We start from the raw sequence: 24,853 nt of genomic DNA, 5'->3' as shown, positions 1-24,853 counted from the left end.
CCGGGGCCCTTTGGTCAAAATGCCACGCCCCAAGCGTGTTCCTAACGACCACGGATCGTGGCCTATTCCCTTGATGTGGATCAACTTTGTTTCAGTACGATGCCTTGGGCCCCGGCGACTGTTACGCATTTGACACTGGAGTTTTATTCGCCTTGCGGCGCGCTTTCCAGTAAGGCGGCCTTGAGACAGTTTCCAACAAATCTTGATCAGCGAGGACGCGTATGACGGTTTTGGTGACGGGCGGTGCCGGTTATATCGGCAGCCATATGGTCTGGGAGCTTCTGGACGCGGGCGAGAGCGTTGTCGTTCTTGACCGGCTTTCGACCGGCTTCGAATGGGCGGTGGCGCCGGAGGCCAGGCTCGTCGTCGGCGATGTCGCCGACCGCGAACTGGTCGGCCAGATCATCAGGGACAACAAGGTCGATGCCATCATCCATTTCGCCGGCTCGATCGTGGTGCCAGAGTCGGTCGCCGATCCGCTCGGCTACTACGAGAACAACACTTCCAAGACGCGCACCCTGATCGAAACGGCCGTGCGCGAGGGCGTGCCGCATTTCATCTTCTCCTCCACCGCCGCGGTCTATGGTGGCGCCGGATTGGAACCGGTGCGCGAGGATGCCGGGCTTTCGCCGGTATCGCCCTACGGCCTTTCCAAGCTGATGAGTGAGTGGATGTTGCGCGACGCGGCGAAGGCGCACGATATCCGCTATACGGCGCTGCGCTATTTCAACGTCGCCGGCGCCGATCCCAAGGGCCGCACCGGCCAGTCGACGCCGGGCGCCACGCATCTGATCAAGGTCGCCTGCGAGACCGCGCTCGGCAAGCGCCCCTTCATGCAGGTGTTCGGCACTGACTATCCCACCCCGGATGGCACCTGTATCCGCGATTACATCCATGTCAGCGATCTGGCGGCGGCGCACCGGCTGGCGCTGCAGCGGCTACGCGAAGGCGGCACCAGCCTGGTCGCCAATTGCGGCTACAGCCACGGTTACTCGGTGCTGCAAGTAATCGACAGCGTGCGCCGCGCCTTCGGCCGTGATTTCGAGGTCAAGATGGGCGACCGCCGCCCCGGCGACGCCGCCGCCATTGTCGCCAACTCCGAGCTTGCCCGCGCTGAGCTTGGTTGGACGCCGCAGCGCGACGATCTCGATCAGATCGTTGCCGACGCGCTGGCCTGGGAACGCATCCTCAGCGGCAAGAACTCGGCACGCGGCTGACCCAATCAGCTTGCGAGCCCAAGGGCTCGTCCTGCGCGCCGAGACGCGCTATTGAGGGTCTCACGGCGGCGCGTGGAGGCGCGCCGCCCTGTTCCGGAATTGCGTCAAAACAAGGAAATAGAGCGGTTCTGCGTTTCCGTGAAACGGTGAACCGCTCGAGGGGGGCGGCATGAAGGTCTTGGTGCTTGGGGCCGGCGTCGTTGGCACGGCGGCCGCCTATTACCTGGCGAGCGATGGCCATGAGGTGACGGTGATCGAGCGCCACCAGGCCGCCGCGCGTGGCACCAGCCAGTCGAATGCCGGCCTTGTCTCGCCCGGGGACGCCACCGCCTGGGCTTCACCCGCCGCGCTGAAGACCTTCATGCGCGCGCTCTGGAACCACGATCTCGGCATCAAGGTCAGGCTGCGCTTCGATCCCTATTTCCTCGCCTGGAGCCTGCGCTTCCTGCGCCAGTGCACGGTGGCGCGCCTGCGCGCCAACAGCCAGGTCAAGCTGCGCCTGGCGCTCTATTCCCGCGACTGCATCAACGCGCTCTCGGAAGCGACCGGCATTCACTACGACGAGCGCAAGAAGGGCATTCTCTATTTCTTCCGCTCGCAGCACAGCCTCGACACCGGCACCGACAATTACCGCTACCTTGCCGAGCACGGCCTGCCGATCGAGATCGTCGGCCGTGACCGGCTGATCGAGCTGGAGCCCGGCCTCGCCGGCGCCAGGGACAAGATCGCCGGCGGCGTCTATTCGCCGATCGACCAGACGGGCGATTCCCGGCAGTTCGTGGAAAAGCTCGCCGCTTATGCGGCCGAAAAGCTCGGCGTCAAATTCCTCTTCGGCACGACCGTCGAAGGCCTCGACATCGAAGGTGATCATGTGCGCTCGGTGATGACCTCGGCCGGCCCGGTCGCCGGTGACGCGGTGGTCATCTCCTTGGGACCGGAAAGCGGCCTGCTCGGCCGCCGCTACGGCATCGACCTGCCGGTCTATCCAGTGAAGGGCTACACCGCGACCATACCGCTGGAGGACGAAAGCAAGGGGCCGACCATGGGCGGCGCCGACGAGGACCAACTGATCGGCTATTCGCGGCTCGGCAACCGGCTGCGCCTTGCCTCGACCGCCGAGTTCACCGGCTTCGACCGCAGCTTCAAGCCGCGTGATTTCGCCGCCATGTTCAGGACCGGCAAGGACCTGTTTCCCGGCGCCTTCGACGAGAAGAAAGCGGAGCTTTGGGCGGGCCTCAGGCCAATGATGCCGAACTCCGTGCCGGTGATAGGGCAGGCGCGCTACACCAACCTTTACCTCGACACCGGCCACGGCCATGTCGGCTGGACGATGGCTTGCGGCTCGGGAAAATTCCTCGCCGATATCGTCGCCGGCCGCAAGCCGGAGATCGATCCGCAAGGGCTGGTCTACAGGAACTAGAGATGTCTGGACCGCAAGTCGCCATCGATCTCGGCCGCATCGAGCGCAATGCGCGCACCGTCGTCGAGCGCTGCGCGCATTCCGGCATCAAGGTCTTCGGCGTCACCAAGGGCATGTGCGGCATGCCGCAGGTGGCGCGCGCCATGCTGCGCGGCGGCGTTGCCGGCATCGCGGAGTCACGCTTCGAGAACATCCGCCGGCTGCGCGACAGCGGCATCAATGCGCCGATCATGCTCTTGCGCAGCCCGCCCATCGCGCGCGTCGAGGAGGTGGTGCGGACCGTCGACATCAGCCTGCAGTCGGAACTTTCGATCATTCGCGAGATCGCCCGCATCGCCGAGCGCATGGGCCGCGTCCACGACATCATGCTGATGGTCGACCTCGGCGACCTGCGGGAAGGCATCTGGCCGAACGACCTTGTGCCGACCGTCGAGCAGATCCTGGAGATGAAGGGCGTGCGCATTGCCGGCATCGGCACCAATCTCGGCTGCTTCGGCGCCATCTTGCCGACCGAGGAGAATCTCGGCCAGCTCGTCGCCCATGCCTACAAGATCGAGCGTCTGTCGGGCAAAAGCCTCGATTGGATATCGGGCGGCGCCTCGTCCTCGCTGCCGCTGTTGCTCGAAGGCCGGCTGCCCGCCGGCATCAACAATCTGAGGGTCGGCGAGGCGATCCTGCAGGGCGGGCTGGAAACTTTTCGCGATCCGCCCTGGGAAGCGCTGGAGCTCGATGCCTGCCGGCTTACCGCCGACATCATCGAGGTCAAGAAGAAGCCATCGCGGCCGATCGGCCAGTCCGGCTACGACGCGTTCGGCAACCAGCCGGTCTTTCCCGACGAGGGCGACAGGCTGCGCGCCATCGCCAATATCGGCCGCGAGGACGTGCAGGTCGAAGGCCTGATGCCGATCGCCAAGGGCGTGCGCGTGCTCGGCGCCTCCAGCGATCATCTTTTGCTCGACGTCCAGGACGCCGATCCACCTCCCGTCGTCGGTGGCCGCGTCGCCTTCCGCATGAGCTATGGCGCCATGCTTCTCGCCATGACCTCCGAATATGTCGAGAAGGCCCCGATGCACGACGTCGAGGACTATTCCGGCCGCAAGATGGTGTCGATCTCGGCCGAGCCGTCGGTGGCGGGCATCCTCGCCCGTGAGGCAACCGGGGCGCGGCTTGAGGCGATGAACTTCGATGTCGTCGAACTGGCCGACGCGGAACGGCCGCCTTCGGGCCTGATCCGGCTGACCGCCGGCGCCGACCGCCGCATTGCCCACACGGCACTTGCCGCGACCGCGCGGGCGACACACTCATTTGGCCTGATCTGGATCGATTCCATCGCCGCGCTGATGCCGGAGGAGATCGAAGGCATCGACCTGCCGGAGGCTTCGGTGCTCGCCCGCATGTTGGGTTTGGATCACAAGCCGGGCGCTTTGCAGCCGCAGCTTTCGCCGGAAAACATCGTCATCGTCGGCTTGCGCCATGCCGATCCGGCCGAGGCGCGGGTGCTGACGGATTCGCGCGTCTCCGCCTTCACCATGACCGACATCGACGCCATGGGCATGGGGGAAGTGATGCGGGAGGCGATCCACATCGCCTCCTCCGGCACCCAAGGGTTCCACGTCGCCTATGCGCCCGAGGTCACCGAATTCGCCGGCTGGGCGGCAGGCTCGGGCGGGCTCACGGTGCGCGAAACGCATCAGGCGATGGAGGCGGTGGCACTCTCGGGCGGGCTCTTGTCGATGAGCGTCTCTGGCTTCACCGCCGATCTCGAACCCAGGATCGCCACCGATGCCGTCAGCTTCGTCATGTCGGCCTTCGGCAAGCGGATTCTATAGCTAAATTGACTTGCGATCGGAGCGGAACGTAACCTCAACCCAGAAATTTTGAATCCAGTTGGATGCCTAGATGAGAATACTTGGGGACGTTGGCAGGGTTAATTCCATCTTGTTTGCTGCAATGGCATTTTTATCAGGGTCGTCTGCTTGCGTTTTTGAAAAAGCCAACAATTGTGGAAATTATGTTGGAATGGGTATTGGCTATGGGGATGGAGGTTCGGAATGTGAATCGTATTTGTCCATTAAGTATGGCATAGTGTATTTTCCGATCCGGTATGCTTTTTACGCCATTAATATGGCGATTTTGTATTCTTCGTACTTATTCCTACTATTCGTGACCTGATCAGTCCCGCGCTTCGACCGCCCCACGCCACCCGGTGACATAGGCCGCCCAGATGGGATCAGCTTGCGGTTCTATTGTCTCGAGCTTGCTGTGCGCGGGCGTCTCTTTGGATGCCAGAAGTGCTGCGCCGATGCTGGTGCCGGTGGCGGCCTCGGAGGCGATGACGGTGCGCGCGGTCGCCGCAACCAGCATGCCGGTAAAGAGGCGGTTGCGGGCAAAGGGTCCTTCCACGGTTGTCGGTCCGTCGCCGCCGATCAGCTCGAGGCAGGTCGCGGTCATAAGCGCCAGATAGAAAGAGATGGCGACGAAGCGCTCGCCGCCACTCGTTCCGTCGGCATTGAGCCATTGCGGCTGGCGGTGCGGAAACGGCCCCGATCCCTGCTGGGTCGAGGGCAGAAGCAGTGCCTTGCGCGCCAGCACTGCGGCGACGTCGTCCTCGCTCCAGTCCTGCGGCTGACCGTCGGTCAGCAGCGAGAACTCGCGCCCGCCCATGAAGCGAGCCGAAGGCACGGGATCGCCGAGCGCGTTGACGTTGACCAGCGTGTCTCGGGCCGGATCGAGCTCGACCTTGCCGCCGCCGACCGCCATCGAAACCACCCAGGTGCCGGTCGAGACAACAGAGAAGGGCGGCCGGTCGGACAAGAGATGCGGCAGCAGCGAGGCATTGGAATCGTGCAGCCCGCAGTACACCGGCGTTTGCGGGTCGAGCCCGGTCTGCTGAGCGAGTGCGGGCAGGATCGGGCCGAGCCGGTCCTTCGCCGGCCGCACCGGCGCCATCAGCCGGCGCCAGCCCATCTTGTCCACCAGCGTCGAGTAGTCGGACTTCCACGGGTTCCAGAGGTCGGTGTGGCAGCCGAGTGATGTCACCTCATTGGCAGTCACGCCAGTCAGCCGCTGCGCCCAGTATTGCGGGTACATCAGGATCGCGGCCGCCTTGGAAAATTCTGCTGGAAAACGCCTCTGCTGCCAAAGGAGCTGCGCGCCGATGTTCAGGCCGGCCGGCAGGCGCGGCGTGCCTGTCTCGACAAAGGGCGGACGGATGAGGTCATAGTCCTCGGCGAAGTCGTCTGGTCCCGAAAATTCATAGTCGAGCACCGGCAGCGCCAGGCCTCCGTCGGCGTCGACCAGCACCGCCGTCGCGCCATGGGTGGTGATCGAGATGGCGTCGATGCGCTGCTCGCGGTGGAGTTCGGCGAGGCTATCGAGGATGAACGTCCACAGCCACTCGATGTCGTGATGCGGGTAGGGGCCGTCAGTGAGGGGCGCGTTGGCGCTGCGGCGCAGCGCCGTCTCGCGCAGGGTCGTGAGATCGACCAGCGCCACCTTGGCGTTGGTCTTGCCGATATCGACGACGGCGACGTGGCGGATCATGCCATATGGAACACAGTTTCCAGCGGCACCGCCACCGGCTCGTTGTCGGCCCCGGTTTCCATCACATCGGCCATGTGCGCCCACCAGCGCTGCATCACCGGATGCTTCGGCAGATCGGCCATGCCGTGGTCGTCACGGCGCCACAGCACGCCGAACAGGATGTTGGTCTCCTCGTCGAGATGGATTGAGTAGTCGGAGATTCCGGCCTGCTTCAGCAGCGCCACCAGCGACGGCCAGATCTCGTCATGGCGGCGCTTGTACTCGGCCTTCATGCCAGGATTGAGCTTCATCTTGAAGGCGTATTTTTCCATCAGGCGAAGCGTCCCTCGCGCAGGCGCCGCCAGACGATGGGCAGCGCAATCACGATGATCAGCAAGAGGCCGATGAAGATCGACATGACGATGCCCGGGACGTTGAGCAGCCCGAGCCCGAAAGTCACCAGCCCCATTATGAAGGCGGCAAGCACGACGCCCAGGATGCTGCCGGCACCGCCGAGGATCGAGACGCCGCCCAGCACCACCATGGTGATCGCTTCGAGCTCATAGCCTTGCGCGATCGAGGGCCTTGTCGAGCCGAGCCGCGAGGTGATCAGCACCGAGGCGATGCCGGACATCAGCCCGGTCAGGCAGAACAGCATGAACTTGATGCGGTCGACGCGCACGCCGGAGAACTGGCAGGCGACCGGATTGTTGCCGATGGCGAAGACACGCCGGCCGAAGCTCGTGCGATGCAGCACGAACCAGTAGATGAGCGCGGCGACGAGGAACAGCGCCAGCTCGAACGAGAAAACCCACCAGACATAGCCTTGGCCGAAGAAGGCGAAGCTTTCGGGATAGCCCTTGTAGGCCTGGTCGCCGAGGATGATGAAGGCGATGCCGCGAAACAGGCTCATCGTGCCGATGGTGACGACGATGGACGGCAGGCCGAGGCGCGTGACCAGCAGCCCGTTGAAGGCGCCGCAGCCAAGTCCCACAACGATGCCGATCGCCACCAGCACCGGCGTTCCGGCGCCGGCCTGCACCGCCATGCCCATCATGGTCGAGGCAAGCGCCACGATCGCCGCGACCGAGAGGTCGATCTCGCCAGAGATGATCAGCAGCGCCATGGCGAGCGCGATCAGCGCCTTTTCGGTGAAGTTGAAGGTCAGGTCCGACAGCGACCACGGGTCGAGGAAATAGGGCGAAGCGAAGCTGTTGACCGCGAAGATGAGAACCGCGATGACGACGAGCAGTGCTTCCCAGGAGAAGATCGCGGACGAGAGCGGCTTGTCAAGCCGGTCCGGGATGTGGCGCGGGTGAGGGGCGTCGGTCATGCCGCTTCCGCCTTTCTGAGGATGATGCGGCCCTGCCGGCGCTCACCGCGAGCATTCAGCACCACGGCCAGGATGATGGCGCTGCCCGAGATCGCCATCTGCCAGAAGGGCGAGATGTTGATGACCGGCAGCGCGTTTGAGATGATGCCGAGGAACAGCGCGCCGAGCACCGCGCCGCCGACCGAGCCGATGCCGCCGGCGATCGAGATGCCACCGATGACGCAGGCGGCGATGATGTTGAGCTCATAGCCGTTGGCGACCTCGACCGAGGCGATCACATAGCGCGAGATCCACAGATAGCCGGCAAGCCCGCCGATCATGCCGGAAATGCAGAAGACGATGAATTTAGTGCGGCCGACGTCGATGCCGGCATAGACCGATGCGGTCGGGTTGACGCCGATGGCGTAGATCGAGCGGCCGATCGCGGTGCGCGTCATCACCACGAAGAACAGCGCGATGACCAGCAATGCGATCCACGAAAGCACCGGCAGGCCGAGGAAGGCGGCGCGCTGGAAGTTGATGAAGTCCGCGCTCATCTGGTCGGCATTGACCCAGGCGCCGCCGGAAACGACGAAGGTCGCACCGCGATAGATGGTGAGCGTGCCCAATGTCACCACGATCGAGGGAATGTTCAGCCGCCACACCAGCAAGCCGTTGATGGCGCCGAGCACCAGTCCGACAAGAAGCGCGATGACGATCAGTGCCGGGATCGGGATCGCCGGATGCGCGGCGTTGAGCATCGCCACCACCATACCGGTGAAGCAGAGGTTGGACGCCATCGATAGGTCGATCGAGCGCGTCAGGATCACCACCATCTGGCCGAGCGCCAGGATCATCAGGATCGAGGTGTCGTTGAACACCTGGCGCAGATTGGCCGGGTCGGCAAAACCCGGGAAGCGGGTCGAGATCAGGCCGATCAGCACCGCGATTGCCGCAAGCAGCCAGATCTCGCGGTATTTGCGCAAATTCTTCATGCCGCGATCCCCGCTGCGGTTCTTACCAGCGTCTCGGCATCGAGCCCCTTGTTGGCGTGGACGGCCGCGATGCGGCCTTCGCGCATGACGACGACACGGTCGGACATGCCGAGGATCTCCGGCAGTTCGGAGGAGACCATGATCACCGACAGGCCTTGCGCGACGAGCTCGGCCATGAAGCCGTGCACGGCGGCCTTGGAGCCGATGTCGATGCCCTTGGTCGGCTCGTCGAGGATGATCACCTTGGGCGCCGTCGCCAGCCATTTGGCGATGACCACCTTCTGCTGGTTGCCACCGGAGAGCGTGCCGACATCCTGGCTGAGCGATGAGGCTCTGAGATCCAGCCGTTCGGTGTAGGAGCGGGCGAGCGCGAACTCTTCCGCCAGCCTGAGCACGCCGGATTTCGAAGTGCGCATGAGCGAGGGCAGCGAAACGTTCTGGAAGATCGGCATCCCGATCACCACGCCCTGCTTGCCGCGCTCCTCCGGCACGTAGACGATGCCGGCCTCGATGGAGTCGGCGGCCGATTTCGGCGCGATCGGCTTGCCGTCCAGCGTGATCGTGCCCCGGCTGGTGCGGGTGATGCCCGAAATCGCCTGCATCACTTCGCTGCGCCCGGCGCCGACCAGGCCGTAGAAGCCGAGGATCTCGCCCTTGCGCAGCTCGAAACCGATATCGTCGAACTCGGTCGGGTGTGACAGGCCGGATACGGAAAGCACCGGCGCGCCGATCTTCGGCTCGCGCTGCGGGAAGATGTGGTCGACGTTGCGACCGACCATCATGCGCACGATTTCGTTCTGGCCGGCATCCTTGAGCAAGCCCTCGCCGACCATCTCGCCGTCGCGGAAGACCGTGTAGCGGTCGGCGATGCGGTAGATCTCATCGAACTTGTGGCTGATGAACAGCACCGCCTTGCCTTCGCTCTTCAGGAATTCGATCAGCAGGAAAAGCTCCTCGATCTCCTTCATCGAGAGCGCGGCGGTCGGCTCGTCCATGATGACGATGCGCGCATCGATCGACATGGCGCGCGCCACGGCGACCAAGTGCTTGTTGGCGATGCCGAGGTCCCTCAGCCGCGCGTCGGCGTCGATATGGCCGGCGCGCATGGTCTCCAGCACCTCGCGCGCATTCTTGCGCATGGTGCGCCAGTCGATGGTGCCGAAGCGGGTGCGCGGCGCGTGGCCGAGAAAGATGTTTTCGGCGACCGAAAGGTCGTCGAACAGCACCGTTTCCTGATGGATGGCGGTGATGCCGTGGCCGAAGGCGGCATGGGCGCTATGCAGCGTCGTCGCCTCGCCGTCGATGCTGATTTCGCCGGCGTCGGGCTGGTAAATGCCGGTCATGATCTTGACCAGCGTCGACTTGCCGGCGCCGTTCTCGCCGATCAGCGCCGTCACCTGGCCCGGATAGAGCGACAGGCTGACATTGTGCAGCGCGCGGACACCGGGGAAACTCTTCGAAATGCCGGAGAGCGTCAGGCGCGGGGCGGCAGGCTGGGCCGGGCCCGAAAGCGGCCGTTCCGTCTCCACTTTGTGCTGGGCTGTCGTATCCATATCCGTATCAGGCCCTGAGAGAAGGTCCGTTTGAAGATGCGGCGGGACAATTGTCCCGCCGCACGAGCTTGAAGTCGACCAGGATCAGTAGATCTTGGAGAACTTCTCGATGTTGGTCTTGTCGAACTGGAAGGGCGGAGCCATCGCAGCCGAGTTGGTGTCGTCGAGCGTCACCTTGCCGACGCGGCCGATCGACAGCGTTGCGCCGGGCTTGGCCTCTTCCTTCTTCACTGCCAGGTCATGGGCGAGGTAGATGGCCGAGTAGCCGAGGTCGATCGGGTTCCACAGCGCGACCGCCTGGCTGGCGCCGTTGTCGATGAACTTCTTGAACTCGGACGGCAGCGCCAGACCGGTGACGTTGACCTTGCCGATCAGGTTCGCGTCGGTGACGACCTGGGCGGCGGCGACCACGCCGACGGTGGTCGGCGCGATGATTGCCTTGAGGTTCGGATAGGACTTCAGCAGGCCCTTGGCTTCGTCCGTGCTCTTGGCCGAGTCGTCATCGCCATAGACGGTGGCGACGAGCTTGATCTTCGGGAACTTCTCCGGCAGCACCTTCTTCGCCGCCTCGATCCAGGCATTCTGATTGGTCGCGGTCGACGATGCGGAGAGGATGGCGACGTCGCCGCCTTCCGGCAGGTAGTCGGCGGCGAGCTTGATGATGGTCTCGCCGATCAGGCCGGTGTCCGACGGGTTGAGGTGCAGTTGGCGGCCTTCCTTGGCAACGCCGGAGTCCCACGAGATCACGGTGATGCCGCGATCCATCGCCTTCTTCAGCACCGGCACCAGCGCGTCGGCGTCATTGGCCGAAACGGCGATCGCATTGACCTTCTGCGCGATCAGCGAGTTGATCACCTCGATCTGCGCCTCGGCGGTCGCCTTGGTCGGGCCCGTGTAGATCACCTCGACATCGCCCAGTTCCTTGGCCGCTTCCTCGGCGCCCTTGTTGGCGGCGTCGAAGAAGCCGTTGCCGAGTGATTTCACCACCAGCGCGATCTTGACGTTCTCTGCATAGGCGGCATTCACGAACAAGGCGGCGGAAAAGGCCGCCGTAACCAGCAGTTTCTTCAAAAAGCTCATCGAATATCCTCCCTTGAGCGTTGCATTTCCATCGCCGCTGCGGGCCGCTCAGGCCTGCAGTGAAGATTCTTCCTGTGCCGCCTTGCGGGCGACGATCAGCGTTACCCCGGCGGTTTCGAGCATCTTGGCTTCGCGGTCCTCGATGCCGTCGTCGGTGATCACGGTGGCGATGCGCGTCAGCCCGCACAGGATCAGGCTGGAGCGCATGCGGAATTTCGAGGAATCGACCAGCACCACCAGCTCGTCGGCCTGGTCGATCAGCTTCTGCTCGGCCTGGATCAAGAGCGGGTCGCCTTCCATCAGGCCGAGCGGTCCCAGCCCTTGCGCGCCCATGAACATGCGGCGCGCGTAGAAATTGCGCGTCACGTCATTGTCGAAGGGCGAGAGGATGATGTTCTGCTCGCGGTAGATGGTGCCGCCGGACAGCATCACCGTGTTCTTGGAATGCTTGAGCAGATGCTCGGCGATCGGGAAGGAATTGGTGAAGATCGGCATGCGGCGGCCGGTCAGGAAATGCACCATCTGGAAAGTGGTGGTGCCGCCATTGATGATGATCGGTTCGCCGTCCTTGCACAGGTTCACCGCTTCCCGGGCGATCGCGCGCTTCTGTGCGGCGTTCAGCGTCTCGTTGACCGAGAAGGGGCGGCCGGCGAGGCCGATGAACTGCGGCGGCGAGATCGCCTCGGCACCGCCGCGCACCCGGCGCAGGCGCTTCTGCACATGCAGCGCCGCGATATCGCGCCGGATCGTCGCCTCGGAGGAGTCCGTCAGGTCGACCATCTCCTGCACCGTCACCACAGGCTTTTCCTGGACGGCGGACAGAATGATCCTGTGGCGCTCTTTTTCGTGCATGGTTCCTCCCTGCCTGAGCATCTAGGCACTCAAAACGAGCAGTGTCAATCATTTCCGATCATATAATTTCATTGTGCAGTGCAATATGATCGATATTGATCGTTTGTGATTGACAAGAGGACGTCTTGCGTAGAAATTCCCCGCGAAAAGGACCGCACCTTTTTGCGACCCAAGGGAGGATACCTATGCTCGACAAGCGCTCCGGCTCGCGCCTCGCCAATCTGTGGGATGATGCGAAGGCCAAAGGATTGAGCGACCCGGAGTTGCTGGTCTATCGCTCCAACACGCTCGGCTCCGACAAGCGCGTCACCAACTATGGCGGCGGCAACACCTCGTCCAAGGTCTGGCAGAAGGACCCGCTGACCGGCGAGGACGTCGAGGTTCTGTGGGTCAAGGGCTCGGGCGGCGACAGCGCCTCGATCACGCTCGACGGCTTTGCCACGCTCTACATGGACAAATTGCGTGCGCTGAAAGGTCTCTATCGCGGCCTCGCGCATGAGGACGAGATGGTCGGCTGCCTGCCGCACTGCACCTTCAACCTCAATCCGCGCGTGGCCTCGATCGACACGCCGCTGCATGCGTTCGTGCCGAAGCCTTGCGTCGACCACATGCATCCCGACGCCATCATCGCCATTGCCGCGGCGAAGGATTCCAAGACGCTGACGAAGGAGATCTTTGGCGATGCCATCGGCTGGCTGCCCTGGAAGCGGCCGGGCTTCGAGCTCGGCCTGTGGCTGGAGAAATTCTGCCTGGAGAACCCCGAGGCGAAGGGCGTCATCCTCGAAAGCCACGGCCTGTTCAGCTGGGGCGACACGCCGAAGGAATGCTACGAGACGACGATCTCGGTCATCAACCAGGCGATCGAGTGGTTCGAGCGTCGGTCCGAGGGCGTGGCTATCTTCGGCGGCGAAGTGGTGAAGTCGCTCGATGCGCCTGCGCGGCGCGCGATTGCCGCGAAGCTGATGCCGAGGATCCGCGGCCTGATCTCGGAGAAGAGCCACAAGCTCGGCCATTTCGACGACCAGCCCGCCGTGCTCGAGTTCGTCAATTCGGGGGATCTGCGGCCGCTGGCAGCACTGGGCACCTCATGCCCCGACCATTTCCTGCGCACCAAGATCCGCCCGCTGGTCATTGAATTCGACCCGGCGAAACCTGACGTCGACGCCGTCATTGCGCGTCTCGCCGACGACATCGCCGAATATCGCGTCGGCTACCAGGCCTACTATGACAGCTGCAAGCATGCGGACTCGCCCGCCATTCGCGATCCCAATGCCGTGGTCTATCTGATGCCGGGCGTCGGCATGTTCACCTTCGCCGGCGACAAGGCGACCGCGCGCATCTCGGGCGAATTCTATGTGAACGCCATCAACGTCATGCGCGGCGCCTCGACCGTCTCGTCCTATGTCGGCCTGCCGGCGCAGGAGGCCTTCGACATCGAATACTGGCTGCTCGAGGAAGCCAAGCTGCAGCGTCTGCCGAAGCCGAAGGCGCTGGCCGGCCAGATCGCGCTGGTTACAGGCGGCGCCGGCGGCATCGGCCGCGCCACCGCCAACCGGCTGCTGCGCGAAGGCGCCTGCGTGGTGCTGGCCGACATCGACGAGGCGGCGCTCGCCAGCGCCAATGACGAACTGTCGAAAGCCTATGGCAAGGATTTCGTCCGGCCGGTGGTGATCAACGTCACCTCGGAGGACCAGGTCGTCGCGGGCTTCGCCGAAACGGCGGTCGAGTTCGGTGGCGTCGACATCCTTGTCTCGAATGCCGGCCTTGCCTCCTCGGCGCCGATCGAGGAGACGACGCTGGCGCTGTGGAACAAGAACATGGACATATTGTCCACCGGCTATTTCCTCGTCTCGCGCGAGGCGTTCCGGGTGTTCCGTGCCCAGAAGATCGGCGGCAACGTCGTCTTCGTCGCCTCCAAGAACGGGCTTGCCGCTTCGCCCAACGCCGCCGCCTATTGCACGGCCAAGGCGGCCGAGATCCATCTCGCGCGCTGCCTCGCCCTTGAGGGCGCGGAGGCGCAGATCAGGGTCAACGTCGTCAATCCGGACGCCGTGCTGCGCGGCTCCAAGATCTGGAGCGGCGAATGGAAGGAACAGCGCGCCGCTGCCTACAAGATGTCGACCGACGATCTCGAGGAGCACTACCGCTCGCGCTCGATGCTGAAGCGCTCGGTCTTCCCGGAGGACATCGCCGAGGCGATCTACTTCTTCGCCTCCGACATGTCGGCCAAGTCGACCGGCAACATCATCAATGTCGACGCGGGCAACGCGCAAAGCTTTACGCGCTAGGCAACTTCCTTCTCCCCGTTCCGGGGAGAAGGTGCCGGCAGGCGGATGTGGGGCAGCGCCAGCCGAACGTAGTCTTGGGAGGAATAGCAGTTGTCCGAAACCATTATCTCAGCCGACCTCGTCGCCAGCCAAAACGCTGCGCGCAAGAGCGACCTCGAACGCGATTACGACTCGCTCGGCGAACGCCTCGACCGGCGCGGCATCGCCATTGACGCTATCCGCGACAAGGTGGAGAAATTCGCCGTGGCGATCCCATCCTGGGGCGTCGGCACCGGCGGCACCCGCTTTGCCCGTTTCCCCGGTGCTGGTGAGCCGCGCGACATCTTCGACAAGATCGAGGACTGCGCAGTCATCAGCCAGCTGACCCAGGCGACGCCGACCGTCTCGCTGCACATCCCCTGGGACAAGGCTGACCCGAAGCGGCTGAAGCAGGCCGCGTCGCGCTTCGGCCTCGGCTTCGACGCCATGAATTCGAACACCTTCTCCGACGCCAAGGACCAGGAGCTTTCCTACAAATTCGGCTCGCTGTCGCATGCCGATGCCGGCACGCGCCGCCAGGCGGTCGAGCACAATCTCGAATGCATCGAGATCGGCAAGACGCTTGGCTCGAAGGCGCTGACGGTGTGGATCGGCGATGGTTCGAACTTCCCCGGCCAGGTCAATTTCGCCAGAGCCTTCGAGCACTATCTCGATGCCATGAAGGAGATATACGCCGGACTGCCGGACGACTGGCGACTGTTCACCGAGCACAAGATGTACGAGCCGGCCTTCTATTCGACGGTCGTGCAGGACTGGGGCACCAACTACCTCATCGCGAAAGAACTCGGCGACAAGGCTTACTGCCTGGTCGACCTCGGCCACCATGCGCCGAACGTCAACATCGAGATGATCGTATCGCGGCTGATCCAGTTCAAAAAGCTCGGCGGCTTCCACTTCAACGATTCCAAATATGGCGACGACGACCTCGATGCCGGCTCGATCGACCCCTACCGGCTGTTCCTGGTCTTCAACGAGCTGGTCGACGCCGAGCTGTCCGGAGCAGAGGGGTTCAATCCCGCGCACATGCTGGACCAGAGCCACAACGTCACCGACCCGATCGAAAGCCTGATGCTGTCGGCGGTCGAGGTGCAGCGCGCCTATGCGCAGGCGCTGCTGGTCGACCGCAAGGCGCTGCAGGGTTTTCAGGAAGAGAACGACGCGCTGATGGCGACGCAGACGCTGAAAGCCGCCTACCGCATCGACGTCGAGCCGATCCTCGCCATGGCGCGGCTGAGGACCGGTGGCGCCGTCGATCCGGTCGCCGCCTATCGGGCCGCCGGCTACCGGGCGAAGGTCGCGGCCGAACGGCCGGCTGTCGCCGGCGGCGGTGGTGGGATTGTTTGAGGCCAAGTCGGCGATTGCTCAAGGCAATTTTTCGATAATCGTCACTGTCGGCGCTGCCCCTCATCCGCCTGCCGGCACCTTCTTCCCGTGAAAGGGGAGAAGAGCGCTGGCCGCGACCTCGGCGTCTGCTCTGCCAGCTTGGCGATTGGCGAAGCCACCGACGAGAGCGCCCCTTCTCCCCGTCACTATACGGGGAGAAGTGCCCGGCAGGGCGATGAGGGGCAGCGCTGACCTCGGCCATTTCCTATCCTTCGGACAAAGACCGCAGCGGAGGCGGGGTAAGCGGGCCGTTTCGATTATTCAATTGTTATTGGACTATCGCGCTCCAAGGGTCTTTCCTAGGCGTCCCCCACGCCCCGGTGTCCCCGCCATGCATCTCACCGCCGGACGCTGATCGCCGTCAGCCTTTCGCTCACCTTCGCCTTCACGCCATCGGCCGCCGTCTTCGCCGTTCGCTGACATCAGGGGTCACAGATGGCTCTCATGGCGCCGAAGCTCGTCTGGACAGCTGCGAGACTTGGGAGCAAGTTTGTCAGGCCGAAGGGTGATCAGCCGAGGAGCGCGACGATGTTCATGAAGCATGTCATTCGACTCGCATTGCTTGCCACGTTATTGGCCTCGATGGAGGCCAGAGCCGAGACGCTGCCGCTGCCGGCAAATCTCATCGGGGCGGCTTCCGATGCCGGTGAAGCGCTCTTGATCGAGGCCGATGCCCGCGAAGCCTATTTTACGCTGGCCATAAATTTCGTCACCCAGAAGAACCAAGCTTTTTGTGGGGTGGCCAGCAGTGTCATGGTTCTGAATGCCATTGGCGTTCCAGCCCCACCGGTGCCCGAGTATGACCCCTACAGCACCTTCACTCAGGACAATCTTCTGGATGCCCGCAGCGAGCAGGTCATTCCGGCTGAGACAATCAAAAAGCAGGGCATGACTTTAGATGAATTGGGTGGCCTTCTTGCGTTGCAGCCCGTGCAGGTTGAGGTGCGACATGCTGCCGACAGCAGCATGGACACCTTCCGCAAGGAGGTCCGAGGCTATCTCGCGACCAAAAGGCACTTTGTCATCGTCAATTACTTGCGCAAAGCCATGGGTCAGGAAAAAGGCGGCCACATCTCACCCTTGGCCGCTTATGATGCCGAGACCGACCGTTTCCTCATCCTCGACGTTGCTCGGTACAAATATCCCCCCGTCTGGGTGACGACAGCCGACCTATTTAACGCAATGAACACGCAAGACTCGGACAATGCTAACCGCACGCGGGGTTATGTTCTGATTGCTGCTAAGCCCTGATGGTGGCTGGGGCCAGGCGGCCCCGCTACAACGGCGCCATCGACAGCCGCGCCGCGGCCGGCGAGGCGCTTGGCTACCAGGCCCTGGTTGATAGGCCCGGTCAGACGACCAATGTCAACGTGGAGGCCAGCAGCATGACGGCGGCGATGCCGACGAACAGGGCATAGAGGCGGGGCCGGTCGAGCAGCAGCGCATTGCCCGATATCCAGGCGGATGTTGCCCCGCCAAGCGCGAACAGGAAGCCGTTGCGGTGGCCGAAGGTCATCGAGGCGGCCATCAGTCCGCCGATGATCAGCGCGCCGAACACGATGATCACCGCGACGGCGTATTTCTCGAAGTCGTTGCCACTCCCCATGGCCGGGCCGATCGCGTTCAAATTCGACAGTTCGTCCGGATCGAAGGGACTGGTCGACCCATATTCGTCTTGACCGACGGGTTCTCGCATCACTTAATCTCCGCTGCCCGGCAACAAACCATCAACATCGGCCAAGTGCAACCCGAACGCACCTCGCCAGGGGACTCCGCCGCGATCTTCGGGACTATCTGGTGCCGACGTGCCACGGTTCGCGGCGCCTTTCAAACGGCCGCGCCCTGCTTTCCGTTCCACCCGATTGAATTATCTGGAAAAATCGCTGCGCACGATGCCGTGCCGCTGCAACTTGTCGTAGAAGGTCTTGCGCGGAATCCCCAGCGCCTCGATGGTGCGCCGGACATCGCCGTCATTGCGGCCAAGTGTCTCGCGGATGATCTCGGCCTCGTAGCGGTCGAGCCGTTCGGGCAGCGGCATGGCAGCATCCGATTCGGCCGGGGCAGGCTGTTGCGCGCCGGCGCTGTCCTCAAGCCCGAGCACGAAACGCTCGGCGAAATGGGCGAGCTCCCGTACATTGCCGGGCCAGTCATGTTCTCTCAGATGGCGGGTAACCGCCGCCGGCACGGCCGGCATCGAGCGTCGGAAGCGGGCGGCCGCACGCTCGGCGAAATAGCCGAACAGCAGGGCCACGTCGTCGCGGCGCTCGCGCAGCGGCGGGATCGACAGCGTCACCACGTTCAGCCGGTAGTAAAGGTCCTCGCGGAAGGCACCTCGCTGGCCGGGATCGCCAAGATCGACCTTGGCGGCGGCGACGACGCGCAGGTCGACGGGCCGCACCTCATTGGTGCCGAGCGGCGTCACCTCGCGCATTTCCAGCACCCGCAGCATCTGCACCTGGGTCGAGGGCGGCATGCTCTCGATCTCGTCGAGGAACAGCGTGCCGCCGCTTGAATGCTCGATGCGGCCAATCCTCTTCTTCTGTGCGCCGGTGAAGGCGCCTGCCTCGTGGCCGAACAATTCGCTCTCGATCACCGTCTCCGGCAGCGTGCCGCAGTTCAGCGCCACGAAATTGCCCTGGGCGCGGCGGCTCCAGCGGTGCAGCAGGCTCGCCACCACTTCCTTGCCGGAGCCCGTCTCGCCGGTCACCAGAACGTCGACATCGGTATCGGCGATCTGTCTCAGCGTGCGGCGCAGCCGCTCCATCGCCGGCGTCTGGCCGATCAGCGGCAGGCTGTCCTGCGCCTGCTCGGCCGCCTCGCGCAAGGCCCGGTTCTCCATCACCAGGCGGCGCTTTTCGGCCGCCCGCCAGACACTTTGTGCAAGCCGGTCGGCCGCGAAGGGCTTGGTGATGAAGTCGTATGCGCCGTCCTTGATCGCCTTCACGGCCATCGCGATGTCGCCATGGCCGGTGACGAGGATGACAGGGATGTCCGGGTCTACCTCCACGATGTGGTCGAAAAGCTGCAGTCCGTCGATCTCGGGCATGCGGATGTCGGACACCACCACGCCGGCGAAACCGGCGTCGAGCCCGGCCAGAGCCTCTCGCGCCATCGAAAAGGCCGACACCGCGAAGCCGGCGAGCTCCAGCGTCTGCCTTGTCGCCTTCAGGAGATCGGCGTCGTCGTCGATCAGGATGACCGGGGCGGGGTCGTTGGTCGCCATGCTACGCCGCTTTCGCAAGATGGATGGTGAAACGCGTGCCCTCGGCGCCGCTCGCGACCTCGATGCGTCCGCCATAGTCGGCGACGATGTCCTTGGAGATGACGAGACCTAGCCCCAGCCCTTTCTCCTTCGAGGTGTTGAAGGGCGTGAACAGCGATTTCAGGATCGCCGGCGGAATGCCCGGCCCGTTGTCCGAGACATTGAGCACGACGCCGTCGTCTTTTTCCTCGACCAAAACCTCGACCCTGGCGCCGTCGCGACCGTCCAGCGCCTCCAGCGCGTTCTGGAACAAATTGATCAGCACCTGTTCCAGCCGCACCCGATTGCCCATGACCTTGAGTGCGGGCGGCGGCAGCGCGATATCGAGCGCGTCGAGCCGGCCGGCGAAACGGCTTCTGAGCAGCACCACCGCGCCCTCGATGACGCCGCGCAACTCGACCGGCTCGGCCGCCGTGCGGCCCTTGCGGGCGAAGGTTTTCAACTCGTCGGTGATGGTGCCGATACGCTCGGTCAGCGCCGCGATGGCATCGAGGTTCTCCTCGGCCGGCGCCGTCTGCTGGCGGTCGAGGAAGACGCGCGCATTGTCGGCATAGGCGCGGATGGTCGCCACCGGCTGGTTGATCTCATGAGCGACACCGGCGGCGACCTGACCGAGGATGGCCAGTCGATTGGCTTGCACCAGCTCCTGCTGCACCACCTGCAGCTTGGCCTCTGTGCTGCGATGGTCGGTGATCTCGGCCTGCAGGCGATCGCGGGCGCGGCTCAGATCCTCGGTGCGCTCGACGACACGACGTTCGAGCTCGGCGCGCGTCGCCTGTTCGGCGGCGATCCGCATCTGCGCGGATTGCCGGCGCCATAACAGATAGGCGGCAAGGCCGATGAGCGGCCCGATGACGCCGAGCGCCAGGAGCCGCATCTCGCGCTGGGCGGCGGCGATCGGCGCCTCGGCCGGAACGAGATAGTCGAGCCGCCACGGCGTCGAGGCGACCGGCGTCGACAGCCTGAGATATTCGCCATCGCTGCCGCCCGGCGTGATCGCATGCACTATGGACACGTCGGCGCTCAAGGGTTCCCTCCGCGTGATCGGCAGCGGCACCAGCGGCGCGTCGCCGAACTGCTGGCTGTCCCGGATTTCGGCAAGGGAGGCGCCGGCAAGCGGCGCCGTCGTCATGAAGCGCCAGGACGGCACGCTGGTGATCAGCACGACGCCATGCTCGTCGCTGACATAGGCCGGCCGGTTGGCCTCGTGCCAGTCGGCCTCGAGCTGGTCGAACTCCATCTTGACGACAACGACGCCAAGCGGTGCCGAGGCGCTGCCGACACGGCGCGAGATGTAGAGGCCGGGGCGCTTGCTGACATTGCCGAGCGCGAAATACTCGGCGGTTCCCGTCTGCATGGCGCGGGAGAAATAGGCGCGGAAGCCGTAGTCGTTGCCGACGAAGCTGGTCGGCTCGCGCCAGTTGCTCGACGCGACCGCCAGGCCGTCCGTGCCGGTGACGTAGAGCACCGACGCCTTGGTGCCGGACACCAGCCCTTCGAGCTTGCGGTTGAGCACGTCGATCGCGGCATTGGTGCGCGCGGTCAGCGCGTCATGCACCTGCTGGTCCTCAGACAGAAGCAGCGGCAGCGCGCGCGGGTTTTCCAGCACGGCGCGGAGCAGCGCTACCTTCAGGTTGGCGTCGGTGCGCCCCTGCGCGGCAAGCGCGTCGACCTCGACCGCGCGGCCATAAAGGCCGGCGCCGTAGAGCGCCGCGGCGATGATGGCGAGGGCCACGCCGGCAAACAGCAGCCACGCTCGGCGCGCCCTTTTGCCGAGCTGCTCGGGCGTTGGAGAAAGGCCGGCAATGGCGCCGGCTGCGGGGCGCTGCAGCATCGCCCATCTGTGCATGATTTCGCACAAAACACAATTCGACCCATGCGGATGGCCGCACGCCGCCGCCAGACCGGGCGGCCAGCGGCTCGAAAAAAACCAACAAAATCAAAGTAAGTCCGCGCCGACGGAAACTGGCACGCGGGTTGCAAAGACGGAATCGGCAGCCGCGAGGCTGTTGGAGGTCAAATGCCCCGGGAGGTCGAGCCTTTCGATCGGGGCGCAACGGAGGACGTCATGCAGACAGCATTCGCTGCCGCCGAGCCGCGCGGCAAGATACCCTTTTATCGGCATCTCTATGTGCAAGTCCTGGCGGCTATCGCCGCCGGCATTCTGCTCGGCCATTTCTATCCCGACATCGGCGCGTCGCTGAAGCCGCTCGGCGACGCCTTCATCAAGCTGGTCAAGATGGTGATCGCGCCGGTGATCTTCCTGACCGTGGCGACCGGCATTGCCGGCGTCTCCGACCTGCACAAGGTCGGCCGGGTCGCCGGCAAGGCGATGATCTACTTCCTGTTCTTCTCGACGCTGGCGCTGGTCGTCGGCCTCGTCGTCTCCAATGTCGTCCAGCCCGGCGCCGGCATGCACATCAATCCGGCGACGCTCGACGCCAGCAAGGTGTCGACCTTCACCGAGAAGGCGCATGACACGACCATCGTCGGCTTCCTGATGAACATCATTCCCGACACCATCACTGGCGCCTTCGCGCAGGGCGATATCCTGCAGGTGTTGTTCTTCTCGGTGTTGTTCGGCGTCGCGCTGGCCCTGGTCGGCGATCGCGGTCGTCCGGTGGTCGACTTCCTGCAGGCGCTCACCGCGCCGATCTTCCGCCTCGTCGCCATCCTGATGAAGGCCGCCCCCATCGGCGCCTTCGGCGCCATGGCTTTCACCGTCGGCAAATACGGCATCGGCGCGATCGCCAACCTCGCCTTCCTGATCGGCACCTTCTACCTGACGTCGCTGCTCTTCGTGCTGGTCGTGCTCGGCGCGGTGGCATGGTACAACGGCTTCTCGATCCTGGCGCTGATCCGCTACATCAAGGAAGAGCTGCTGCTGGTGCTCGGCACCTCGTCCTCGGAAGCCGCCCTGCCTGGCCTGATGGCCAAGATGGAGCGCGCTGGCTGCAACCGGTCGGTGGTCGGCCTGGTCATCCCGACCGGCTATTCCTTCAACCTCGACGGCACCAACATCTACATGACGCTGGCCGCGCTGTTCATCGCTCAGGCCACCGACACACCGCTCACCTTCGGCGACCAGATCCTGCTGCTGCTGGTGGCCATGCTGAGCTCCAAGGGTGCCGCCGGCATCACCGGCGCCGGCTTCATCACGCTGGCCGCCACGCTCTCGGTCGTGCCTTCGGTGCCGGTCGCCGGCATGGCGCTGATCCTCGGTGTCGACCGCTTCATGTCGGAATGCCGGGCGCTGACCAACTTCGTCGGCAACGCCGTGGCCACCATCGTCGTGGCGCGCTGGGAAGGCGAGCTCGACCAGACGCAATTCGCCGCCGCCATGGCTGGCCAGTTGCCGGAAGAAGCCGACTTGGCGCTGTCGGGCGGTCTCCAGCCAGCCTGACCCCGTCAGGCGCCTCCCAAGCATGGAGAGGCCGCGGCCGGTAAAACCGGTCGCGGCCTGTTCTTTTTGCCGGTCGCCGCATAGGCTGGCGCGGGCTGGTCGTCCGGCCTTGTCACCAGCGCCGAGGGGCCGGCAATGAGCAGCAAATTTCCCGAGATCTACCTGATCCGCCATGGCGAAACCGAATGGAGCGCCTCGGGCAAGCACACCGGTCGCACCGACATTCCGCTGACGGCGAAGGGTGAGGAGACCGCCCGCGGCCTCACCGATCGCCTCAAGGGCCTGTCCTTCCAGGCGGTGTGGTCGAGCCCTTCGCAGCGTGCCTTCGACACCTGCCAACTTGCCGGCTTCGGGGAAAGTGCTGTGAAGAACCCGGACCTCCAGGAATGGGACTACGGCGCCTATGAAGGCGTGACGACGAAGGAGATTGTCGCCGGTCGCCCCGGCTGGAACGTGTTTCGCGACGGCTGTCCCGGCGGCGAGCAGGCCGCCGATGTCGGCGCCAGGGCCGATGCCATCATCGCCGGGCTCCGCGTTGTCGCTGGCAATGTCCTGATCTTTTCGAGCGCGCATTTCCTGCGCGTGCTCGCGGCGCGGTGGATCGGACTGCCGCCTGAAGGCGGCGAACATTTCGTGCTGGACACGGCGAGTCTCAGCGTTCTCGGCTATGAGCACGATTTGAGCGAGCCTGTCATCCGCAGGTGGAATCAGAGGTAGCCGATCGGGTGTCCCCCTCATCCGGCCGCTTAGCGGCCACCTTCTCCCCGAGGGGAGAAGAGGAGGAAGCGCCCGCGCCTCTGATCTCCTCTCCCCTCGGGGGGAGGTCGCATGCCCCGAATTGCCCTTCGCAATTCGGTTGGCGATCCGGGCGAGGGGGAATGCTAGACGCTGTCGCCCTCAAGCATTGTCAGTTCCTCGACCGTCAGGTGCCGTGCCTTGCCCTTCGCGAGTTCGCCGAGCTGTAAGAGCCCGATCGCCACCCTGATCAGCCTCAGCACCTCGACGTCGAAGGCGGCAAGTAGCCGGCGGATCTGGCGGTTGCGGCCTTCGTCGAGCACGACCTCCAGCCAGGCCGTGCGGCCGCCGCTGCGCAGCAGCTCGATCGAGCGCGCCGTCAGCAGTTCGCCGTCGACCGTCGCGCCGTCGCGAAACCGTGCCAGCATGGCGTCGTCGGGCGCGGTGCCGATCTGCACGTGATAGGTCTTGTCGACATGCGAGGCCGGATCGAGCAGTCCGTTCGCCCAGCGCGTGTCATTGGTCATCAAAAGCAGGCCTTCGCTGGCTTTGTCCAGCCGCCCGACGGGCGACACGAAGGGCAGGTCGAGCCCCTCGAGGCAATCGTAGACCGTGCCGCGTCCTTCGGGATCGTCGCGGGTTGTGACCAGCCCGCGCGGTTTGTTGATCATCAGATAGACCTTGCGCTCGGCAACGACCTGCTCGCCGTCAACCGCGATGCGGTCGCGGTCGAGATCGATGCGCAGCGATGGATCGCGCGCGACCTTGCCTGCCACCCGCACGCGGCCCTCCGCGATCAGTACCTCGGCCTGCTTGCGCGAGCACAGCCCAAGCTTCGACAGCGCGCGACTGAGGCTGACACCCGCGCTCGCAGCGCGTCTGGTGGTATGCTGCGGTCGTGCCATGATCCGGCGTTCTTTCCCGATGGACGGCGACAGATGCCACGGGTGGCGGCGGGATCGCAACCCGCCTGGGTTCCATTCGTCTTCAGGAAGCTGGATCGTGCCGCTGCAAAATCCTGATCGACTTTGTCATCTTAAATGTTGACTGGAGATGTCATGTTTCATAGTCAGCTTGGCATCGGCGGCATAGGCCGATTTCGGGAAGTCCATGGAAACCAGGATCGTGCCGGAGAACGACAGGCGAACGACCAAGCGCGGCAACATCACCCGGCGCGCCGCGCTCGGGCTGTTCCTGCTGCCCATGGCCGCCTCCGCCGAGGCGCGGCCGCTGCGCATCGTCTGCCTCGACGACGGGTTGGCCGAGACCCTGCTGATGCTTGGCGTCAGGCCGGTCGCCATCGCCGATCGCGAGGTCTGGGAGACCTGGGTGGTCGAGCCGCCGCTGCCGCCGGAGATCGCCGATGTCGGCACCTTGCTCGAGCCCAATCTCGAATTCCTCCAGCAGCTGAAGCCCGACATCATCCTGTCCATTCCCTATCTCGACGGCATCAAGCCGCAGCTCGAGCGCGTCGCGCCGGTGAAGACGATCGGCCTCTACACCGAGGCCGGAGAACCCTACCGGCTAGCCGTCGAGGCGACCCGCGAGCTCGCCAGGCTGACCGGCAGGCAGGCCGAAAGTGAGGCGCTGATCGCGGCGACCGAGGCCTGTTTCGCCGAGACCAGGCAGAAACTCGCGCCGCTGGTGGCAAGGCCGGTCTACATCGTCAACTTCCTCGATCCGCGCAATGTGCGCGTCTATGGCGCCAGGAGTCTCTTCCAGGCGGTGTTCGACCGCATCGGCATCCGCAACGCCTGGACCGGCGAGACCAACTATTGGGGCTTTTCGACCG

Annotated in this window: 20 protein-coding genes; 9 read left to right on the top strand and 11 right to left on the bottom strand. The window is 64.4% G+C overall.

The genetic code is table 11. The annotated features are described in order from the left end of the window. Positions 1–221 precede the first annotated feature (221 nt). The 3 genes from galE to EN745_RS05525 all read left to right on the top strand — a co-directional run bounded on the left by galE (position 222) and on the right by EN745_RS05525 (position 4,466). On the top strand, positions 222–1,217 hold the full coding sequence (gene galE, locus EN745_RS05535; protein WP_126056566.1) for a UDP-glucose 4-epimerase GalE: 996 nt from the start codon (positions 222–224) through the stop codon (positions 1,215–1,217). Positions 1,218–1,386: 169 nt separating this feature from the next. After that, the gene (locus tag EN745_RS05530; RefSeq protein ID WP_127420728.1) at positions 1,387–2,637 is read left to right on the top strand and encodes a D-amino acid dehydrogenase; all 1,251 of its coding nucleotides are present in this window, start codon (positions 1,387–1,389) and stop codon (positions 2,635–2,637) included. A gap of 2 nt (positions 2,638–2,639) precedes the next feature. After that, positions 2,640–4,466, top strand: coding sequence for an alanine racemase (locus EN745_RS05525; RefSeq protein WP_127420727.1), 1,827 nt, complete (start codon positions 2,640–2,642; stop codon positions 4,464–4,466). Positions 4,467–4,809: 343 nt separating this feature from the next. Here EN745_RS05525 and EN745_RS05520 read toward each other — a convergent pair whose 3' ends face one another. The 7 genes from EN745_RS05520 to EN745_RS05490 all read right to left on the bottom strand — a co-directional run bounded on the left by EN745_RS05520 (position 4,810) and on the right by EN745_RS05490 (position 11,951). Continuing rightward, positions 4,810–6,180 (bottom strand): FGGY-family carbohydrate kinase, encoded by a 1,371-nt coding sequence (locus EN745_RS05520; RefSeq protein WP_127420726.1) that lies wholly within the window; start codon positions 6,178–6,180, stop codon positions 4,810–4,812. Further along, positions 6,177–6,491 (bottom strand): L-rhamnose mutarotase, encoded by a 315-nt coding sequence (gene rhaM / locus EN745_RS05515; protein WP_189362966.1) that lies wholly within the window; start codon positions 6,489–6,491, stop codon positions 6,177–6,179. The genes EN745_RS05520 and rhaM overlap by 4 nt, the downstream gene beginning before the upstream one ends. Then, the gene (locus tag EN745_RS05510; protein ID WP_127420724.1) at positions 6,491–7,492 is read right to left on the bottom strand and encodes an ABC transporter permease; all 1,002 of its coding nucleotides are present in this window, start codon (positions 7,490–7,492) and stop codon (positions 6,491–6,493) included. Before EN745_RS05510 ends, rhaM begins: the two co-directional genes overlap by 1 nt. Further along, positions 7,489–8,466, bottom strand: coding sequence for an ABC transporter permease (locus EN745_RS05505; protein ID WP_127420723.1), 978 nt, complete (start codon positions 8,464–8,466; stop codon positions 7,489–7,491). The genes EN745_RS05510 and EN745_RS05505 overlap by 4 nt, the downstream gene beginning before the upstream one ends. After that, the gene (locus EN745_RS05500; protein WP_127420722.1) at positions 8,463–10,019 is read right to left on the bottom strand and encodes a sugar ABC transporter ATP-binding protein; all 1,557 of its coding nucleotides are present in this window, start codon (positions 10,017–10,019) and stop codon (positions 8,463–8,465) included. The genes EN745_RS05505 and EN745_RS05500 overlap by 4 nt, the downstream gene beginning before the upstream one ends. A gap of 84 nt (positions 10,020–10,103) precedes the next feature. Then, positions 10,104–11,099 (bottom strand): rhamnose ABC transporter substrate-binding protein, encoded by a 996-nt coding sequence (gene rhaS, locus EN745_RS05495; protein ID WP_127420721.1) that lies wholly within the window; start codon positions 11,097–11,099, stop codon positions 10,104–10,106. Positions 11,100–11,147: 48 nt separating this feature from the next. Then, positions 11,148–11,951: a DeoR/GlpR family DNA-binding transcription regulator gene (locus EN745_RS05490; RefSeq protein WP_127282435.1), complete on the bottom strand. Its 804-nt coding sequence runs from the start codon at positions 11,949–11,951 to the stop codon at positions 11,148–11,150. Between the two features lie 185 nt (positions 11,952–12,136). Here EN745_RS05490 and EN745_RS05485 point away from each other — a divergent pair, with 185 nt between their 5' ends. The 3 genes from EN745_RS05485 to EN745_RS05470 all read left to right on the top strand — a co-directional run bounded on the left by EN745_RS05485 (position 12,137) and on the right by EN745_RS05470 (position 16,912). Further along, entirely contained in the window at positions 12,137–14,239 is a 2,103-nt protein-coding gene (locus EN745_RS05485) for a bifunctional rhamnulose-1-phosphate aldolase/short-chain dehydrogenase (protein ID WP_127420720.1), read from the top strand. A 90-nt stretch (positions 14,240–14,329) separates the two neighbouring features. Further along, on the top strand, positions 14,330–15,622 hold the full coding sequence (gene rhaI / locus EN745_RS05480; RefSeq protein ID WP_127420719.1) for an L-rhamnose catabolism isomerase: 1,293 nt from the start codon (positions 14,330–14,332) through the stop codon (positions 15,620–15,622). 567 nt (positions 15,623–16,189) lie between these two features. After that, positions 16,190–16,912, top strand: a complete 723-nt coding sequence (locus EN745_RS05470; protein WP_128333356.1) for a phytochelatin synthase family protein — start codon at positions 16,190–16,192, stop codon at positions 16,910–16,912. Positions 16,913–17,012: 100 nt separating this feature from the next. Here EN745_RS05470 and EN745_RS05465 read toward each other — a convergent pair whose 3' ends face one another. From EN745_RS05465 to EN745_RS05455, 3 genes are all read right to left on the bottom strand, one after another. After that, positions 17,013–17,357 carry a hypothetical protein gene (locus EN745_RS05465; protein WP_126056555.1) on the bottom strand — a complete coding sequence of 115 codons (345 nt, stop codon included), beginning with the start codon at positions 17,355–17,357 and terminating at the stop codon, positions 17,013–17,015. 171 nt (positions 17,358–17,528) lie between these two features. Then, entirely contained in the window at positions 17,529–18,884 is a 1,356-nt protein-coding gene (locus EN745_RS05460) for a sigma-54 dependent transcriptional regulator (RefSeq protein WP_127420717.1), read from the bottom strand. Between the two features lies 1 nt (position 18,885). After that, positions 18,886–20,757 carry a sensor histidine kinase gene (locus tag EN745_RS05455; protein ID WP_126056553.1) on the bottom strand — a complete coding sequence of 624 codons (1,872 nt, stop codon included), beginning with the start codon at positions 20,755–20,757 and terminating at the stop codon, positions 18,886–18,888. 234 nt (positions 20,758–20,991) lie between these two features. Here EN745_RS05455 and EN745_RS05450 point away from each other — a divergent pair, with 234 nt between their 5' ends. Both EN745_RS05450 and EN745_RS05445 read left to right on the top strand, forming a co-directional pair. Continuing rightward, positions 20,992–22,326 (top strand): dicarboxylate/amino acid:cation symporter, encoded by a 1,335-nt coding sequence (locus EN745_RS05450; RefSeq protein WP_127400496.1) that lies wholly within the window; start codon positions 20,992–20,994, stop codon positions 22,324–22,326. Between the two features lie 135 nt (positions 22,327–22,461). Then, positions 22,462–23,043, top strand: coding sequence for a histidine phosphatase family protein (locus EN745_RS05445; protein ID WP_126056552.1), 582 nt, complete (start codon positions 22,462–22,464; stop codon positions 23,041–23,043). A gap of 164 nt (positions 23,044–23,207) precedes the next feature. Here EN745_RS05445 and EN745_RS05440 read toward each other — a convergent pair whose 3' ends face one another. Beyond that, positions 23,208–23,966, bottom strand: coding sequence for a pseudouridine synthase (locus tag EN745_RS05440; RefSeq protein ID WP_127420716.1), 759 nt, complete (start codon positions 23,964–23,966; stop codon positions 23,208–23,210). A gap of 205 nt (positions 23,967–24,171) precedes the next feature. Between EN745_RS05440 and EN745_RS05435 the strand changes: the two genes are divergently transcribed. After that, positions 24,172–24,853, top strand: a 682-nt coding sequence (locus EN745_RS05435; protein ID WP_189362965.1) for an ABC transporter substrate-binding protein, incomplete at its 3' end; no start/stop codon positions are given.

It is taken from the genome of Mesorhizobium sp. M4A.F.Ca.ET.022.05.2.1 (assembly GCF_003998845.1).
Classification (GTDB): domain Bacteria; phylum Pseudomonadota; class Alphaproteobacteria; order Rhizobiales; family Rhizobiaceae; genus Mesorhizobium.
This window is presented reverse-complemented; position numbering and strand designations above follow the sequence as displayed.

What these genes read in the sequence shown, in the direction of transcription:
- galE (WP_126056566.1), top strand. Translation starts at nt 222, where the DNA reads ATGACGGTTTTGGTGACGGGCGGTGCCGGTTATATCGGCAGCCATATG.
- EN745_RS05530 (WP_127420728.1), top strand. Translation starts at nt 1,387, where the DNA reads ATGAAGGTCTTGGTGCTTGGGGCCGGCGTCGTTGGCACGGCGGCCGCC.
- EN745_RS05525 (WP_127420727.1), top strand. Translation starts at nt 2,640, where the DNA reads ATGTCTGGACCGCAAGTCGCCATCGATCTCGGCCGCATCGAGCGCAAT.
- EN745_RS05520 (WP_127420726.1), bottom strand. Translation starts at nt 6,180, where the DNA reads ATGATCCGCCACGTCGCCGTCGTCGATATCGGCAAGACCAACGCCAAG.
- rhaM (WP_189362966.1), bottom strand. Translation starts at nt 6,491, where the DNA reads ATGGAAAAATACGCCTTCAAGATGAAGCTCAATCCTGGCATGAAGGCC.
- EN745_RS05510 (WP_127420724.1), bottom strand. Translation starts at nt 7,492, where the DNA reads ATGACCGACGCCCCTCACCCGCGCCACATCCCGGACCGGCTTGACAAG.
- EN745_RS05505 (WP_127420723.1), bottom strand. Translation starts at nt 8,466, where the DNA reads ATGAAGAATTTGCGCAAATACCGCGAGATCTGGCTGCTTGCGGCAATC.
- EN745_RS05500 (WP_127420722.1), bottom strand. Translation starts at nt 10,019, where the DNA reads ATGGATACGACAGCCCAGCACAAAGTGGAGACGGAACGGCCGCTTTCG.
- rhaS (WP_127420721.1), bottom strand. Translation starts at nt 11,099, where the DNA reads ATGAGCTTTTTGAAGAAACTGCTGGTTACGGCGGCCTTTTCCGCCGCC.
- EN745_RS05490 (WP_127282435.1), bottom strand. Translation starts at nt 11,951, where the DNA reads ATGCACGAAAAAGAGCGCCACAGGATCATTCTGTCCGCCGTCCAGGAA.
- EN745_RS05485 (WP_127420720.1), top strand. Translation starts at nt 12,137, where the DNA reads ATGCTCGACAAGCGCTCCGGCTCGCGCCTCGCCAATCTGTGGGATGAT.
- EN745_RS05470 (WP_128333356.1), top strand. Translation starts at nt 16,190, where the DNA reads ATGTTCATGAAGCATGTCATTCGACTCGCATTGCTTGCCACGTTATTG.
- EN745_RS05465 (WP_126056555.1), bottom strand. Translation starts at nt 17,357, where the DNA reads ATGCGAGAACCCGTCGGTCAAGACGAATATGGGTCGACCAGTCCCTTC.
- EN745_RS05460 (WP_127420717.1), bottom strand. Translation starts at nt 18,884, where the DNA reads ATGGCGACCAACGACCCCGCCCCGGTCATCCTGATCGACGACGACGCC.
- EN745_RS05455 (WP_126056553.1), bottom strand. Translation starts at nt 20,757, where the DNA reads ATGCTGCAGCGCCCCGCAGCCGGCGCCATTGCCGGCCTTTCTCCAACG.
- EN745_RS05450 (WP_127400496.1), top strand. Translation starts at nt 20,992, where the DNA reads ATGCAGACAGCATTCGCTGCCGCCGAGCCGCGCGGCAAGATACCCTTT.
- EN745_RS05445 (WP_126056552.1), top strand. Translation starts at nt 22,462, where the DNA reads ATGAGCAGCAAATTTCCCGAGATCTACCTGATCCGCCATGGCGAAACC.
- EN745_RS05440 (WP_127420716.1), bottom strand. Translation starts at nt 23,966, where the DNA reads ATGGCACGACCGCAGCATACCACCAGACGCGCTGCGAGCGCGGGTGTC.